This window comes from Martelella mangrovi (assembly GCF_040545495.1).
GTDB lineage: Bacteria > Pseudomonadota > Alphaproteobacteria > Rhizobiales > Rhizobiaceae > Martelella > Martelella mangrovi.
On the sequence record NZ_JBEPLY010000005.1, the window covers coordinates 85,584 to 100,877 of the forward strand.

The following is a 15,294-nucleotide window of genomic DNA, read 5'->3' on the forward strand; positions in this document are numbered from 1 at the left end:
CAATTGTTTTTAAAATAACATATGTTACAAAGGATCGGAAATTCAGCCGTGAAGGGCCGTGACAATGCCGGAACTCAGCCAGATTGAACTATCGCTTTTGCGTCTGATCCGCGAAGACCCCTTTGCCGGACAGCAGGAAATGGCGCACCGGCTTGGCATTTCGCGCCCGGCCGTGGCCGCCCATGTCATGCGGCTGACCGAGCGGGGCCATATACTGGGGCGTGGTTATGTGCTGCCGCAGGAAGGGCGGATCGTGGCGATCGGCGGCGCGGTGATCGACCGCAAATATCACGCGCGGGCACCGCTGATTGCGGGCACCTCGAACCCTGTCGAGGGTACGCGCAGCTTTGGCGGCGTTGCCCGCAATGTTGCGGAAAATCTGGCGCTTCTCGGCGCTTCGACCGGGTTCGTGTCCGCTGTCGGCACGGACGAAAGCGGGCGTGACCTGCTGCGGCATTTGCGCGAACGCGGCGTCGATACCGCTCATGTGTTGTCGCTCCCCGATCAACGCACGGCCGAATATGCGGCTATTCTGGAGCCGGGCGGCGATCTTGCCTATGGCATCGCCGACATGGCGATTTTCGACGCGCTGACGCCGGAAATGATGGATAGCGTATGGCCTGCCGTTGCATCCGCCAGTCTGGTGTTTGCCGATTGCAACCTGCCGGCGGCAACGCTGGCGGCGCTGATCGAAAAGCGGCCGCGCAGCCGGTTTTCGCTGGCGGTCGATGCGGTTTCCACACCCAAGGTCGCCCGCTTGCCCCGTGAGTTAAAGGGGATCGACCTGCTGTTCATGAATTTCGATGAAGCCTGCGCCTGGAAAAACTGTATTTTTACACGGGATATCAAGGGAATGATGGATGCGGCGAATGCGTTGCATGAAGCAGGCGCTGCCGCCGTTGTTCTGTCCTGCGGCACGCTCGGCGTCGTGGTTCACACCAAGGATGCTGTCAGTCATGTCCCGGTTGTCGAGGCCAACCCCGTCGACATGACCGGCGCCGGCGATGCGATGATTGCCGGAACGCTCAATTTCTATTCCCGGAACGACACGCTTGTCGAGGCGGTGCGCAAGGGCGCGCTGATCGGCTCGCTGACGACCGAAACGCCGGCCAGCGTCCATCCGGAACTGTCCACCGATTTCGTCGAGGCCTGTCTGCACAGGCTCGGCCCATCCGTTACCAATGGAGATCATCTTGTCAGAAATTGAAATCATCAAAAGCGGCGAAGTCGAAACCGCTCTTGCCGGCGGAAAACCGGTTGTTGCGCTGGAATCCACCATCATCACCCACGGCATGCCCTATCCGGCAAACCTTGAAACCGCGCTGGCGGTCGAGGCGGTGGTGCGTGAAAACGGTGCGGTGCCTGCCACCATTGCCGTCATTGACGGCAAGCTGCATGCCGGTCTGGACGCAGACGTCATCGAGCGCCTGGCAAAGGTCGAAGATGGTGTGGTCAAGGCGTCGGGCCGAGATCTCGCCGTCGCCATGGTCAAGGGACAGACGGCCGGCACGACCGTTTCGGCCACGATGAAGATTGCCGCCCTTGCCGGCATTCCGATCTTCGCCACCGGCGGTGTCGGCGGCGTGCATCGCGGCGCTGAGCAGACCTTCGATATTTCCGCCGACCTGACGGAACTGGGCCATACCGCAGTAACGGTTGTCTGTGCCGGGGTGAAGTCGATCCTCGATATTCCCAAGACGCTTGAATATCTCGAAACCCAGCGGGTGCCGGTCATGGCTTATCGCAGCGATGACTTTCCGGCGTTCTTCACGCGCTCCAGCGGGTATGCGGCCGATCATCGCATGGACCGCGCCGAGGATATCGCCAGTGCCATGCTGCTGCATGATGCACTTGGCACCGGAACCGGTATTCTTGTTGCCAATCCTGTTCCCGAAGCCGATGCGCTGACCCACGAATTCATCGACGGCACCATTGCCGATGCGCTGCGTGAAGCGGAGGAGAAGGCGATTACCCGCAAGGAGCTGACGCCCTTCCTGCTGGCGCGTATCAACGAGCTTTCGGGTGGCAAAAGCCTTGAGGCCAATATCGCGCTGGTGAAAAACAATGCCGCGCTTGCCGCGCAGGTGGCCGTTGCCCGGGTGGCGATGGCGGATTGACAACCCGCATTGCGTTCGGCGCCTTCACAGCGTTATCCTCGCGGCCAACACAGGGAGTGCATGATGAGTGAGACCTTTCCCGCTTTGCTGATCCGCGACAAGGACAATGCGAAGGCAGAGCTGATGGAACTCAGTCGATCCGACCTGCCGGACCTGCCTGTTCTCGTGCGGGTCGACTATTCCAGCCTCAACTACAAGGACGGGTTGGCCGTCACCGGAAAGGGCCGTATTGCACGGCGCTTTCCGATGGTGCCGGGCATCGACATTGCCGGTACGGTGATCGAGTCGGATGCCGAGGCCTTCAAGCCCGGCGACAAGGTGATCGCCAACGGTCATGGCATGTCGGAGACCGCGTGGGGCGCCTATAGCGCGTTTCAGCGAGTCGAGCCGAAATGGCTGATGCCGCAGCCGGAGCAGTTCACCCAGAAACAGGCGATGGCAATCGGCACGGCCGGTTATACGGCCGCCCTTTGCGTCAACCAGTTGCTTGCCTGGGGAGCGGTTTCCGTTGACGAGGGCAGCGTGCTGGTGACGGGAGCGGCCGGGGGCGTCGGCTCTTATGCCGTGGCCTTGCTTTCTTCGCTGGGGTTCAGCGTTACAGCCTCGACCGGCAGGCCGGAAACCCATGCCTATCTGCGTCAGCTCGGCGCCAGCAATTTCATCGACCGTCAGGAGCTTTCAGAGGCCGGCAAGCCGATCCAGGCCGAACGCTGGAGCGGTGCGGTCGACAGCGTCGGCTCTACGACACTGGCCAATGTGTTGGCGCAAACGGTGTATGGCGGCGCGGTGACGGCCTGCGGTCTTGCTGGCGGCGCGGATCTGCCGGCAACGGTGATACCGCATATTCTCAGATCGGTTGCGCTGATCGGGGTCGATTCGGTGATGGCGCCGCTCAAGCGCCGCGAAGCGGCGTGGCGCCTGCTGCAGGCGCAGCTGACGCCTGAACAGATCGATCTGGCGACGGAAGGCGAGGTGGGGCTTGCGGATCTGCCGGAAGCTGCCGAGGCCATTCTGGCGGGACGTATTCGCGGACGCATGGTTGTGGAAGTCGCCTGACTGGTCAGGTCTTTTCCAGTTCGGCCGTCTTCACGACAAGGCTCTCGTCTTCTGTCTCCTTCAGAAAGCGGGCGAAATAGCGCGTAAGCTTCGGTATCTTGATCAATTCGTCGATCGAATATTTGTGCGCGTCACGAACCAGGCTGGACGGGTTGAAATAGGCCTCGGCATTTTCAGGGGTAAGAACAAAGGGCGGCTTGCCCTCACGCCCGAGAATATAGCTCATGACCAGCGCGCCGGTCCGGTGATTGCCCTCGATGAAAAGCTGCGGGCGGCTCAGCGCCCGTACGTAAATGCCGGCAGCCCGTTTGCGCACACCCTTGCCCGTATGGCGCTGATACCAGTCGACCAGTCCGCCGATATCGCCGTTATGGCGGTCGTAGAAATGCGATTCGGTGCGCTCGATGTGATGCCGGAATTCTGCTCTGCTTTTTGCTGACGAACCGCACAGGACGATATGATTAAGCTCGAGCAGGTGGTGAAATTCGCCGAGTTTGAGAATATCGGTTCCGTCATTCAGGAGACGGTCGACATAGGCATATCCTTCCATCATGTGTTCGATGATGGAATCGGGCATGCTTTCGCGACGCATCGTCAGGAGCATGTTGATGCGTTCGAACTGGCGCTGTGTGTCACGCAGTTTGGCTTCGATCTTCTCAAGGTCGAGGCTGTGTCTGAACATCAAACTCTTTCTGTTGCGTCCCAGAGCTGGCGCGGTTGGCGCATTATACCAAAAGGGCGGCTTTTGGGAAAAGCCGCCCGAAAACGCTGCGATGGTTCGTTTCAGCCTTAGCTGAACTCGCCCGAAAGATATTCCTTCGTAAGGTTTTCCTTCGGGTTTTCGAAAATCTGCTTGGTGTCGCCGACTTCGACGAGGAAACCGGTGCGGCCGCCCTGCGACATGTCGACGGAGAAGAACGCCGTCTTGTCGGCAACGCGGATTGCCTGCTGCATGTTGTGGGTCACGATCGCGACCGTGTAGTCCTTCTTCAGCTCCAGCATCAGTTCCTCGATCTGGCGCGTGGCGATCGGGTCAAGCGCGGAGCAGGGCTCGTCCATCAACAGAACGGTCGGCTCGGTGGCAATCGCGCGAGCGATGCACAGGCGCTGCTGCTGGCCGCCGGAAAGCGACAGGCCATTCTGCTTCAGTTTGTCCTTGACCTCGTTCCAGAGCGCCGCGCGGCGCAGCGCCTTTTCGACGCGGCCGGAAATGTCGCCCTTGAAGCCGTTGAGGCGCAGGCCGAAGGCAACGTTTTCAAAGATGCTCATCGAAAACGGGTTCGGCTGCTGGAACACCATGCCGATATGGCGGCGCACGACCACCGGGTCGACATTCTTGCCGTAGACGTCCTGGCCCAGGAAATGCACATGCCCTTCAAGGCGGAAGATCGGGATCAGGTCGTTCATGCGGTTGAGCGAACGCAGCACCGTCGACTTGCCACAGCCCGACGGGCCGATGAAGCCCGTGATCTTGCCTTTTTCGATATCGACGGCGGCGTCGCGCACGGCCAGGAAATCGCCGTAGTAGATCTTGTCGATGTTCGCGCCGATGGCAACATTGCCGTGCTGCTGTGCGGCCGCGGCCTCAATCTTGTTCATTTCCATTTCCGTAGACATGATAATCGACCTTTTTCTCCTACACGCGGCGAGTGCCGAACGAGCGACTGAGAATGTTGAAGACAAGCACGATCAGAACCAGAACAAGAGAGGCTGTCCATGCAAGTTCAATCTGGTTTTCATAGGGCATTGCCGAGAAGTTATAGATCAAAATCGACAATGATGCTGTCGGCTCGGTAAAGCTCCCGATCCAGTAATTCGAAAAAAGCGCCGTAAACAGCAGCGGGGCCGATTCACCGGACGCGCCCGCCACTGCAAGCATTACACCGGTCATAACACCTGGAAGGGCGGTCGGCAAAACAATTTTGGTCGCAACCTGTGTTGAATTGCAGCCCATTCCGTAGGCGGCATCCTTCATCCGCTGGGGCACCATCCGGAAGGCCTGTTCGGCCGTCAGAAGTACGGTCGGCAGCATCAGGATCGACAGCGAAACACCGCCGGCAATCGCCGAATAGGTCTTCATCACGACCACCAGCCAGGCATAGACGAAGACACCGGAGAGGATCGAGGGAAAACCGGTCAGGACCTTGCCGACGAAACGGATCAGCGCGGATATCCTGCCGTCGGGGTTGATAAGACCGGTATAAAGGCCGCCGAGAACGCCGACCGGGATCGAGATCAGCGATGCAATCGCAACCATGACCAGCGTGCCGACGATGGCGTTGCCGATGCCGCCGCCCTGTTCGAAGGGGGCGGGCGGAAGCTCGGTGAAGATTGCCGCCGAGAGCCGCAAACCGCCACGGCTGATCAGCATCCACAGGACCGAGATCAGCGGGATGGCGGCGATGCCGGCCAGCACCCACAGGATTACGGTCTGGATGAAGTTCATCAGCGTGCGGCGTTCGCCGAAGGAAAAGCTGAGATTGGGATCGCCGAGGGCGACCACTTCGGGGTTCATCGTTGTCTGGTCCGTCGTGCTCATGATCTGATCATCCTCAGGTGACGGTCTGGCGGGAGGTATAATTCATGATGATCGTGCCGATGATATTGACGGCCATGGTGATCACCAGAAGAACGACGGCGGCGTACATCAGCGGGCCGATCTGGTTGGCGCCGGCTTCCGGGAAGGTGGAGGCGAGCAGCGAGGCCAGCGTGGTGGCCGGCGAAAACAGCGACAGCGTGACGTGCTGGGCGTTGCCGATCAGCATTGCCAGCGCCATGGTTTCACCCAGCGCCCGGCCGAAACCGAGAACCAGCGAGGCGAAAATGCCGCCGGACGCAGTCGGGATGATCACCTTGCGGATCGCTTCCCACTTGGTCGTGCCCATACCGTAGGCCGCTTCCTGGATCTTCATCGGAATAGCCTTGAAGGCATCCTGGGAGATTGCCGCAACGGTCGGCAGGATCATGATCGACAGCACGATCATGGCCGGAAACATGCCGGGGCCGGCAAGCTTGGTCGAAAAGAACGGGATGAAGGACAGGGTATCGTGCAGCCAGTTGGCGACCGGGCGGATCGCCGGGATCAGAACGTAGATGCCCCAGAGGCCGTAAACCACCGAAGGGATGGCGGCAAGCATCTCGACGATCAGCCGGAAGACCCAGGCCAGGCGCGCGTTCAGAAAACCCTGTGTCAGAAAGATCGCAACCGCAATGCCGAGGACGCCGCCGAAAAGCAGGGCCAGAAGCGAGGAATAAAGCGTCCCCCAGATTTCGGCGAGGATACCGTATTCATTGGTATTGGGGTTCCAGACCACGGTCGTCAGAAAGCCCAGCCCGTATTCGCGCATGGCGGGGGCAGCCTGTGCGCCGAGCTTCCAGAAGATATAGACCAGAAGCAGGATGGTCAGAACGCCGGCGGCCAGCGTCAGGATACGAAAGGATTTGTCGTAACCGTATTCGAAAGCGGTCGGCGGTCTCGAAACACTGCCATCTTCAGGCAATGTGTTTTTCGTGTTGTCGGCCATCAAGCGGGCTCCTACTGGCGAAGATCGGGGCTATCCCGGTGATCTTGTCGTTGACGCAAGCGCAAACGGATCCTGAACTGAGAAAGCCGGGGCGCATGACAATACGCCCCGGCACAAGACAGCGTGCTGTCTCGATTACTTGATTTCTTCCATCGACTTGCGATCAAGTTCGATGACGTTTTCCGGAAGCGGGATGTAGCCGAGCTTGTCGGACATTTCCTGACCGGTGGTCAGGCCGTAGTCGACCATCTTCTTCAGGGCAGCAACGGTATCGGCGTCCTGACCTTCCTTGTAGAAGAGCAGCCAGGTGAACGTCGAAATCGGGTAAGCCTGTTCACCCTTGGGGTCGGTGATGAAAGCGCGGTTATGATCGTCGAATTCGGCGGAAGCCAGAGCGGCCTTACCGGCATCGGCGCCAGCGCTTACGTAGTTGCCGGCCTGGTTTTCAAGCATGGCGTAAGGCGTGTTGGTCTGCTTGGCATAGCCGTATTCGATGTAGCCGATCGCGCCGGGCGTCTGCTTGATCGTGGCGGTGATGCCCTGGTTGCCCGGAGCGGCGATGAAGTTCGAAGCCTTCGGCCACGGAACGGTCTTGCCGGCGCCGACAGTGCTTTCGAAATCGGAGCTGATGGCGGCCAGATGATTGGTAAAGTTGAAGCTCGTGCCCGAAGAATCGGCGCGAACAACAACCGTGATGTCTTCGTCGGGCAGGTCGACGCCGTCATTGGCGGCAGCGATGGCCGGATCGTTCCACTTGGTGACTTCACCGAGGAAGATCTTCGGGTAAACATCGCGCGGCAGCTTCAGGTCGGAAACGCCATCAAGGTTGAAGGCGAGAACAACTTCGCCGGCCGTCATCGGCAGAAGCACGACGCCGCCGTCGATCTTGGCGATTTCCTCATCGTCCATGGCCGCATCGGAAGCAGCAAAGTCGACAACGCCATTGGTGAAGTCTTCGATACCGGCGCCGGAACCCTTCGACTGGTAGTTGACTTCAATACCGGTCTTCTGGCCAAAATCCTTAAACCAGGCCGAGTAGAGCGGGAAGGGGAAAGAGGCGCCGGAGCCCGTCAGCTGAACGTCCTGAGCCTGTGCGACAGTGCCGGACACCAGCATGGCGGTTGCAACGGCTGCGACCTTAGCGCCCTTGGAGAAATTTCCGATTTTCATCAGATAGCCCTTTTGAGGTTTGGTTGAAAACGGAAGTCCTATAACAACGAAATAATTCCAAGCATAGCATGTTGTAAAAAATTCATATTCGCGTGGATATCCTGCATTTTCTTTAAAAAAAGTGTCACACAACAGTCATAAAACTGTCATAAACAAAATCGACTTGACGCAGTATTTGACGTTTCTGGTTTTTTGCCTTTCCCGACTGTCCCCCATTTCCCCGCAGCCGCGCTTTGGATACGATAGGCAAAGGCTTCGCATCGCCTGCTTGACATAGCGCAAGGCGCATGCGCAGCCGCTGTCTAATTTCGCCGCTGGCCGAGCGCTATGCCGGCGGCCATTCCGAACGTCGCTTACAGATCCGCCTTTGCAACAGGAGATGCAATGACTGAAACAGGCACCCCGGCCCGGCATGCAGAGGGACCGCATGAAGATACCGTGGCCGAACTGCTCCTGCGGCAAAGGGCGCTGGAAAAGACAGCGCTGATAGCGCTGGAGGCGGGACGTATCCTCATGGAAACCGGTGCGAAGTCGGCCGTCGTTCGCGAAGGGGTTCGCAAGGTTGCGCTGGGGCTTGGCGTCACAAGCGTCGACATTCGCGTCGGTTTCGCCTCGATTGCGACCACGGTGGGCGATGGCGTGTGCACCTCGACCCATATGGCCGGGGTCGGGCATCATGGTGTGAACATGCGGATCAATCACCGCGTCCGCGAGATCTGCGCCGAGGTCGGCAGAGGGGGCATGACCCCGCAGGCGGTAGAGGACAAGCTTTCAAAGGCCCAGCGCGACACGCTGAAGCATCACAAGGCGCTCAATGTGTTTGCCGCCGGGCTTGCCTGCGCGGCGTTCGGCCGGCTTCTGGGCGCGGATGCGCCGGCTTTTGTGACAACGCTGATCGCCAGCATGGTCGGCCAGTATATCCGGCTCGTTCTGCTTGAGCGCCATTATAATGCCTTCGTCGTCACGGCCACGGTGGCGTTTGCCGCTGCCGTGCTTTCCGGTCTCGGGGCGATGGCCATGGGCAGCACCATGATCGATACCTCGATGAGTGCTGCGGTGCTGATGCTGGTTCCGGGGGTGCCGTCGATGAATGCCCAGACCGATATCATGGAAGGATTTCCAACGCTCGGCAGCGCGCGCTTCGTGACTGTCGCGATGATTCTCGTGTTCATTACGCTGGGGGTCGGTGCGGCCCATATCGTGCTTGGCGGCGGATTGCAGGATGCGCCGAAATCCGCGCCCAACATTGCCCATCATGCCTTTTTCGGCGCCGTTGCTGCGGCAGGCTTCGGGGTGTTGTTCAATTTCGGCTATCGCAATCTCGGCTGGGCCGCGCTGGCCGGCGCGCTGGCGCTGGCGGTGCGGACTTTGTGCATGCTGCACGGCTGGCCGCTTGAGGCGGCATCCTTTGCCGCTGCCGTTGCCGTGGCGCTGGTGGTCGAGCTTTCCTACAACACACCGTTTCCGGTCCGGCGCGTGGGCAATGCCATCGCGGTTGCCGGTTGCATTCCCATGGTGCCGGGCAGTGCGGCGGCCCACTGGATCATCGGCCTCCTGGAAATCACCGTCCAGCCGCTCGAAAAATCCGACATGATGCTGGCCGCCACCACAAGCGCCGGGCTGCAGGTGATCTTCACCGTTGGCGCGATCGGGGCAGGGCTCACCATGATCTCCTCGACATTCCGCAGGCCGGAATTTCCAACGCGCGATCACGAGGATTAATATCCGGTCGAAAAGCTACGCAATACGGTCATGGTTTTATCGATTGATCGTGTTTTCGCGCAGGATCATCAACACGTGACGGGGGCGTCATGAATCCGTTCGTCATTATCGTCGGGGCCGTGTGCCTGCCGCTTGTCGCGTCGGTGATACTGGCCTGTGTGGGCCGGTGGATGTGGGCCGCCGCCGCCATGATCATCACCGCCATGCCGCTTCAGCTTCTGGGGTTCACCGGTACGTGTACGCAGGGCGCGGATGGGACATTCATCACAGGCAGCATTCTGTCGGCGCCGCTTTTGTTCATTGCGATCTGTTTCATCCTGTGGGCATCGTTCAAACGCACGGCAAACCGAAGTGCCGGTATTTTCGCGGCGGCTTTATCGCTGATTCTGCTCGCCCTGACGCGGAATGCCTGGCTGGGCGCTGTTTTCCACGGATCTCCCTGCGGGGCGGACTATCTTCACGCCAGCGGTGCGGAGGGATTGCTCATCATTCTCGGCGGCTATCTGGCATTGCCGATTCTCGTCACGGCCGGTGGGCTCTGGAGCGCCAGCAGGGCCTGACCGAAGAGCCGGAGACGGAATTTTCGTCAAACCCTGTAGACAATCACAGCTTTGCCTATCCCCCCGCCGTCATTCCGGCCTTGAGCCGGAAGCCGGCAAGAGCCAAGTTCTTGCGCGCAAAGTCTCTTTCTGGAAGCGCACAGCAAGCGGCCCTCGGTTTGTTGACAAAGCTGCCCCTCACTCCGTGTCATCCTCGGGCTTGACCCGAGGATCCAGGGCCACACGATAAACGCTCATTTTAAACTCTTTTTTATCAAAGGGTTGACTGGAATGGATGCTCGGATCAAGTCCGAGCATGACACCTGTGGGAACGGCCGGTGAAGGCAACAACCCGCACGTCTTCGGGTTTATCGACGAACTGAGGCCCGCAGGGAAGCGGGCCTTTTCGTCGTTGTCCCGGGTGTGGTCTCAGCGCAGGTTGGTTTTGGTCAACTGCACCAGTTCATCGCCGCGTCCATTCAGGATGGCCCGCATCATGTAGAGGCTGAAGCCCTTGGCCTGTTCCATGGTGATCTGCGGTGGCATGGCCAGTTCCTGCTTGGCGGTCATCACATCCACAAGCACCGGACCGGGCGTGGCCAGCGCCTCGTCGAGGGCGGCTGACAGCTGGCTGGCGTCTTCGACATGAATACCCTTCATGCCTGCCGCATCGGCGATGCGGGCAAAATCGGGGCTGCTGAGATCGGTCGAATCGGAAATATAGCCGCCGGCCTTCATCTCCATCGCCACGAAGCCAAGCGTGCGGTTGTGGAACACCACGATCTTGATCGGCAGGTCGAGCTGGGTGACCGAAAGGACGTCGCCCATCAGCATCGAAAAGCCGCCATCGCCACACATGGCGATCACCTGCCGGTCGCGGTCGATGGCCTGTGCGCCGATGGCCTGTGACAGCGCATTGGCCATGGAGCCATGCGAGAACGATCCGATCAGGCGGCGTTTGCCGTTCATGCCCACATAACGTGCGGCCCAGACTGTCGGGGTGCCGACATCGCAGGTGAAAACGGCATCCTCACTGGCCTTTTCGCTGAGCAGTCGGGCGACATATTGCGGATGAATTTGCTCCTTCGCGCTCTTTTCCGTTGCCAGCGCATCAAGGCCTTCGCGCGCCTTTTTGTAATGCTTGATGGCGTTGTCGAGAAACCGGCTGCTGCGACCCTTTTTCAGCTTGGGCAGGAGCGCCTGGATGGTCGAGCCGACATCGCCTAGAATGCCGAGATCGACCTGGGTGTGGGCGCCGAGCGCTTCGGCACGGGTGTCGACCTGGGCGATCTTGGCCTCAGCGGGATAAAAAGCGCGATAGGGAAAGGCGGAGCCCAGAATCAGCAGCGTATCGGCCGACCCCATTGCGTGATAGCCCGAGGAAAAACCGATCAAGCCGGTCATGCCGACATCGAATCTGTTGTCATATTCGATAAATTCCTTGCCGCGCATGGCATGAACCATGGGCGATTGCAGCGCCTCGGCAAGGGCCAAAACGTCCTCGCGCGCACCGGCGCAGCCGGCACCGCACAAAAGCGTGATGTTGCTGCCATTGTTGAGCAGTTCGGCCAGAGCATCGATTTCCGCCTCGGGCGGCACCACGGCCGGCTGGCGCGGAGCATTCCAGCGGATCGCGGTATCGCCGGGCATTTCCTTCAGGGCGACGTCGCCCGGCAGCACGATCACGGCGACGCCTTTTTTGGCGATGGCCGTGCGCATGGCGACTTCCAGCACATAGGGCATCTGGTCCGGTGTGGAGACCAGCTCGCAATAGACGCTGCACTCGCGGAAGATTTCCTGCGGATGGGTTTCCTGAAAATAGCCGCTGCCGATTTCGGAGGAGGGGATGTGGGCGGCGATTGCGAGAACCGGCACATGATTTCGGTTGCAGTCATAAAGACCGTTGATGAGATGCAGGTTGCCGGGCCCGCACGACCCCGCGCACACCGCCAGTTTGCCGGTGACATGGGCTTCCGCGCCGGCAGCGAAGGCTGCGGCTTCCTCATGGCGGGTACCCATCCATTCCAGCGTCTTCAGGCGGCCGATGCTGTCGCTGAGCCCGTTCAGCGAATCGCCGGTGACCCCCCAGATCCGCTTGACGCCTGCCTCACCAAGATAGCGGGCGATGTAATGTGCGATACTCTCTGCCATGATTATGCTCTTTTCGTTATCTGGCGCCTGGGATACTTGCCAGTCCGGCAGAGTGCGCCTGCTTCAGCCGGAAACCGTTTCCGAAGCTCCATCGCCGCGCAGGAACAGATCACGCAGTTCTGAAAAGAACGCCGGAGACGAGAAAAAAGCTTACCAACAGGCTGAAAAGAGGGGAAGCCCCGACAGACCGTTTCGGGTACGCGAAAGCAGTCTGCGGCGCGGGGCGTGACAATATTTTCCGATTGACGCCGGATATTTGGCAAATTCGGCGATTGTTCCGTCAGTCGTCGTCACAGTAGAACAGGCCAAGGGCCATGTCGTCGCATTCCGGCGGGCCGGGTTTGCATGACAGTGTCGGGCAGGCATTGGTGTCGCTGGTCGGCACCACACGCTGCACGGCATGTCCGCCCTGAGCGAAACAGACAGCCGGGCTGCTGACATAGCGGTCGTAAAGTGTGCGCCCGCTGCCGCTGGGGGCGGGATAGCGCAGGATCGCCGCACCTTGACTGGCAAGGATGCCGTGCACCTGATTACAGGTCATGTTCTGAATGTCGTAACGATTGATCGGCTCTTGCGCTGCCGCTGTGCCGGCTGCAAGCATGAGCACGGCCGATGCGAGTATGAGCTTCTTCATGGTCTACCCAACGCCCCTGAGGGCTCCTCCATGGACTTCGTATTCGTCAATACCATAAGGAGATGTGCAACACCATGACGCAACCTGCTGAAACAGATGCAAAAATACGTGAAATCCTGGGCTCCGTCCGGCGGATTGCCCTGGTCGGGGCGTCGCCCAAGCCCGAGCGGCCGAGCAATCGGGTCATGGGCTTCCTGCTCGCACGGGGCTATGACGTGGTCCCGGTCAATCCGGGACTGGCCGGCAAAAGCATTCACGGCCAGACGGTCTATGGCAGCCTTGCGGAAATACCGGGCGCTATCGATATGGTCGATATTTTTCGGGCCTCCGAATATGTCGGCGGCGTCGTGGACGAAGCGCTTGCGCTCGCGCCGAAGCCGGCGGTGATCTGGATGCAGCTCGGCATTATCGATGAGGACGCGGCGCGAAAGGCAGAGGCAATGGGGCTGAAAGTGGTGATGGACCGCTGCCCGGCGATCGAATATCCGCGTCTCATGCAGGCGGGATGACGGCGCTCAGCCTTCAAAGCGCAGCATGTCCGGATCGGCGCGCATCTCGCTGAGGATTTCGGAATTTTCGCAATATTCGCGGAAATGACGCTCGGCCCTCTGGCATGCCAGATCCGCGCGGCAGCGCTGTTTTGCCCGACACCCGGCGCAATTGGCCTGCATGCCGTAAAAAAGACGACGATACTGAAACTCGGCCTCGACCGGGTCGATGTTGAGAACCTTCATCATCTCGTTCATTTCGCTGGCGTCGCGCGGCTCTGCCATGGCAATGTCTTCCGCGGCGATGCGCTGGAGGAAGGCAAGGGCGGCGGACTCTTCACCTTCGGAATGGGTGGCATTGCGCCATTCGGCATAACGGTCATCTGCGTGATTGTCGTCGGTCAAAACGCCCATTGCGCTGCTCCTCTTGGTCGACGGCAATTTTGACGTTTGTATAAAAGACGACATTGATCTTGATCAAAACAGGGCCGGTCAGTCGACAAGACCGGTCCATAAACAGGGAAGGATAATCATTATGGAAACCAGGGAACCGGGTTTTTCGACACTGTCAATTCATGCAGGGGCGGCACCCGACAGCGCGACCAATGCCCGCGCGACACCGATCTACCAAACGACATCCTACGTGTTTAACGATTCCGATCACGCCGCAGCCCTGTTCGGGCTTCAGGAATTCGGCAATATCTATACCCGGATCACCAACCCGACGACGGCGGTTCTTGAAGAGCGGGTGGCAGCCCTTGAGGGCGGATCGGCCGCCGTTGCCGTGGCCTCCGGTCATGCCGCGCAATTGCTGACTTTTCACATGCTGATGCAGCCGGGCGACAATTTCGTCGCGGCCCGCCGCCTTTACGGCGGTTCGGTCAACCAGTTCGGCCATGCTTTCGAGAATTTCGGATGGTCGGTGCGCTGGGCGGATTCCGGCGATATCGCGAGCTTCGCCGCGCAGATTGATGAGAACACCAAAGCCGTTTATATCGAAAGCCTCGCAAATCCCGGCGGCACCTTCGTCGATATCGCCGCCATTGCCAGGGTCGCGCACGATCACGGGCTGCCGCTGATCGTCGACAACACGATGGCGACGCCCTATCTGGTGCGGCCTTTCGAACACGGCGCCGATATCGTGGTTCATTCGCTCACCAAGTTTCTCGGCGGTCATGGCAATTCCATGGGCGGCATTCTCGTCGACGGCGGCACCTTCGACTGGTCGAAATCCGGCCGCTATCCGATGCTGAGCACCCCGCGCGCCGAATATAACGGGCTGGTGCTTCACGAGGCATTCGGAACGATGGCGTTCGCGCTGGGCGCGCGCGTGCTGAGCCTGCGCGATCTCGGGCCGGCAATTTCGCCGTTCAACGCCTTCATGCTTTCCACCGGGATCGAGACACTGCCGCTGCGCATGCAGCGCCATTGCGACAATGCGCTTGCCGTTGCGAAATGGCTGAAGCAGTCCGACAAGGTTGCCTGGGTCAGCTATCCGGGGCTTGAGGATGACGAAAACCACAGCCTGCAGCAGCGCTATGCGCCAAAAGGGGCAGGGGCCGTGTTCACCTTCGGCCTGACGGGTGGATACGAGGCCGGCAAGACCTTTGTCGAAGGCCTCGAACTGTTCTCGCATCTGGCCAATATCGGCGATACCAAATCACTGGTTATCCACCCTGCATCCACAACCCATGCACAGCTTACGACAGAACAGCAGATTGCCGCCGGCGCCGGGCCGGATGTGGTGCGTCTCTCGGTGGGTATCGAGGATGTGGCTGATATCATTGCCGATCTTGAGCAGGCCTTTTCCAGGATCTGACGATCACCCGGACACAGGTAATGCGGAACCGACGGATTGTGCACAGGCCCTGTCCGCCGGTTCTTCAATTTATC

At 59.8% G+C, this 15,294-nt stretch carries 15 protein-coding genes; 7 read left to right on the forward strand and 8 right to left on the reverse strand.

Annotated features, from left to right (window positions below; all coding sequences use genetic code 11):
- Positions 1-64 precede the first annotated feature (64 nt).
- From ABID12_RS09355 to ABID12_RS09365, 3 genes are all read left to right on the forward strand, one after another.
- A complete protein-coding gene (locus ABID12_RS09355) occupies positions 65-1,207 on the forward strand; it encodes a carbohydrate kinase (RefSeq protein ID WP_354434003.1) in 1,143 nt (380 codons plus the stop codon).
- The gene (locus ABID12_RS09360) at positions 1,182-2,117 is read left to right on the forward strand and encodes a pseudouridine-5'-phosphate glycosidase (protein ID WP_435528204.1); all 936 of its coding nucleotides are present in this window, start codon (positions 1,182-1,184) and stop codon (positions 2,115-2,117) included. Before ABID12_RS09355 ends, ABID12_RS09360 begins: the two co-directional genes overlap by 26 nt.
- Positions 2,118-2,180: 63 nt before the next feature.
- A complete protein-coding gene (locus ABID12_RS09365; protein ID WP_354434004.1) occupies positions 2,181-3,173 on the forward strand; it encodes an MDR family oxidoreductase in 993 nt (330 codons plus the stop codon).
- Positions 3,174-3,177: 4 nt separating this feature from the next.
- Here ABID12_RS09365 and ABID12_RS09370 read toward each other — a convergent pair whose 3' ends face one another.
- The 5 genes from ABID12_RS09370 to pstS all read right to left on the reverse strand — a co-directional run bounded on the left by ABID12_RS09370 (position 3,178) and on the right by pstS (position 7,867).
- Positions 3,178-3,855, reverse strand: a complete 678-nt coding sequence (locus tag ABID12_RS09370; RefSeq protein ID WP_319519993.1) for a hypothetical protein — start codon at positions 3,853-3,855, stop codon at positions 3,178-3,180.
- 107 nt (positions 3,856-3,962) lie between these two features.
- Complete coding sequence (gene pstB, locus ABID12_RS09375; RefSeq protein WP_354434005.1) at positions 3,963-4,772, reverse strand: phosphate ABC transporter ATP-binding protein PstB; 810 nt, start codon at positions 4,770-4,772, stop codon at positions 3,963-3,965.
- A gap of 37 nt (positions 4,773-4,809) precedes the next feature.
- Positions 4,810-5,712 (reverse strand): phosphate ABC transporter permease PstA, encoded by a 903-nt coding sequence (pstA, locus tag ABID12_RS09380; RefSeq protein ID WP_106311196.1) that lies wholly within the window; start codon positions 5,710-5,712, stop codon positions 4,810-4,812.
- 13 nt (positions 5,713-5,725) lie between these two features.
- A complete protein-coding gene (gene pstC / locus ABID12_RS09385) occupies positions 5,726-6,697 on the reverse strand; it encodes a phosphate ABC transporter permease subunit PstC (protein WP_319519996.1) in 972 nt (323 codons plus the stop codon).
- A 135-nt stretch (positions 6,698-6,832) separates the two neighbouring features.
- Positions 6,833-7,867 carry a phosphate ABC transporter substrate-binding protein PstS gene (pstS, locus tag ABID12_RS09390; RefSeq protein ID WP_354434006.1) on the reverse strand — a complete coding sequence of 345 codons (1,035 nt, stop codon included), beginning with the start codon at positions 7,865-7,867 and terminating at the stop codon, positions 6,833-6,835.
- Positions 7,868-8,251: 384 nt separating this feature from the next.
- Here pstS and ABID12_RS09395 point away from each other — a divergent pair, with 384 nt between their 5' ends.
- Positions 8,252-9,589 carry a threonine/serine exporter family protein gene (locus tag ABID12_RS09395; RefSeq protein ID WP_227023785.1) on the forward strand — a complete coding sequence of 446 codons (1,338 nt, stop codon included), beginning with the start codon at positions 8,252-8,254 and terminating at the stop codon, positions 9,587-9,589.
- An 89-nt stretch (positions 9,590-9,678) separates the two neighbouring features.
- Complete coding sequence (locus ABID12_RS09400; RefSeq protein WP_354434007.1) at positions 9,679-10,149, forward strand: hypothetical protein; 471 nt, start codon at positions 9,679-9,681, stop codon at positions 10,147-10,149.
- A 408-nt stretch (positions 10,150-10,557) separates the two neighbouring features.
- Here ABID12_RS09400 and poxB read toward each other — a convergent pair whose 3' ends face one another.
- Both poxB and ABID12_RS09410 read right to left on the reverse strand, forming a co-directional pair.
- Entirely contained in the window at positions 10,558-12,279 is a 1,722-nt protein-coding gene (gene poxB, locus ABID12_RS09405) for a ubiquinone-dependent pyruvate dehydrogenase (protein ID WP_354434008.1), read from the reverse strand.
- Between the two features lie 280 nt (positions 12,280-12,559).
- Positions 12,560-12,913, reverse strand: a complete 354-nt coding sequence (locus ABID12_RS09410) for a hypothetical protein (protein ID WP_354434009.1) — start codon at positions 12,911-12,913, stop codon at positions 12,560-12,562.
- Positions 12,914-12,987: 74 nt separating this feature from the next.
- Here ABID12_RS09410 and ABID12_RS09415 point away from each other — a divergent pair, with 74 nt between their 5' ends.
- Positions 12,988-13,422, forward strand: a complete 435-nt coding sequence (locus ABID12_RS09415) for a CoA-binding protein (RefSeq protein WP_354434010.1) — start codon at positions 12,988-12,990, stop codon at positions 13,420-13,422.
- 6 nt (positions 13,423-13,428) lie between these two features.
- Here ABID12_RS09415 and ABID12_RS09420 read toward each other — a convergent pair whose 3' ends face one another.
- Positions 13,429-13,815 (reverse strand): DUF6455 family protein, encoded by a 387-nt coding sequence (locus ABID12_RS09420; protein ID WP_106312544.1) that lies wholly within the window; start codon positions 13,813-13,815, stop codon positions 13,429-13,431.
- A gap of 121 nt (positions 13,816-13,936) precedes the next feature.
- Between ABID12_RS09420 and ABID12_RS09425 the strand changes: the two genes are divergently transcribed.
- Positions 13,937-15,220: an O-acetylhomoserine aminocarboxypropyltransferase gene (locus ABID12_RS09425; RefSeq protein WP_354434011.1), complete on the forward strand. Its 1,284-nt coding sequence runs from the start codon at positions 13,937-13,939 to the stop codon at positions 15,218-15,220.
- The last annotated feature ends 74 nt before the right edge of the window (positions 15,221-15,294 follow it).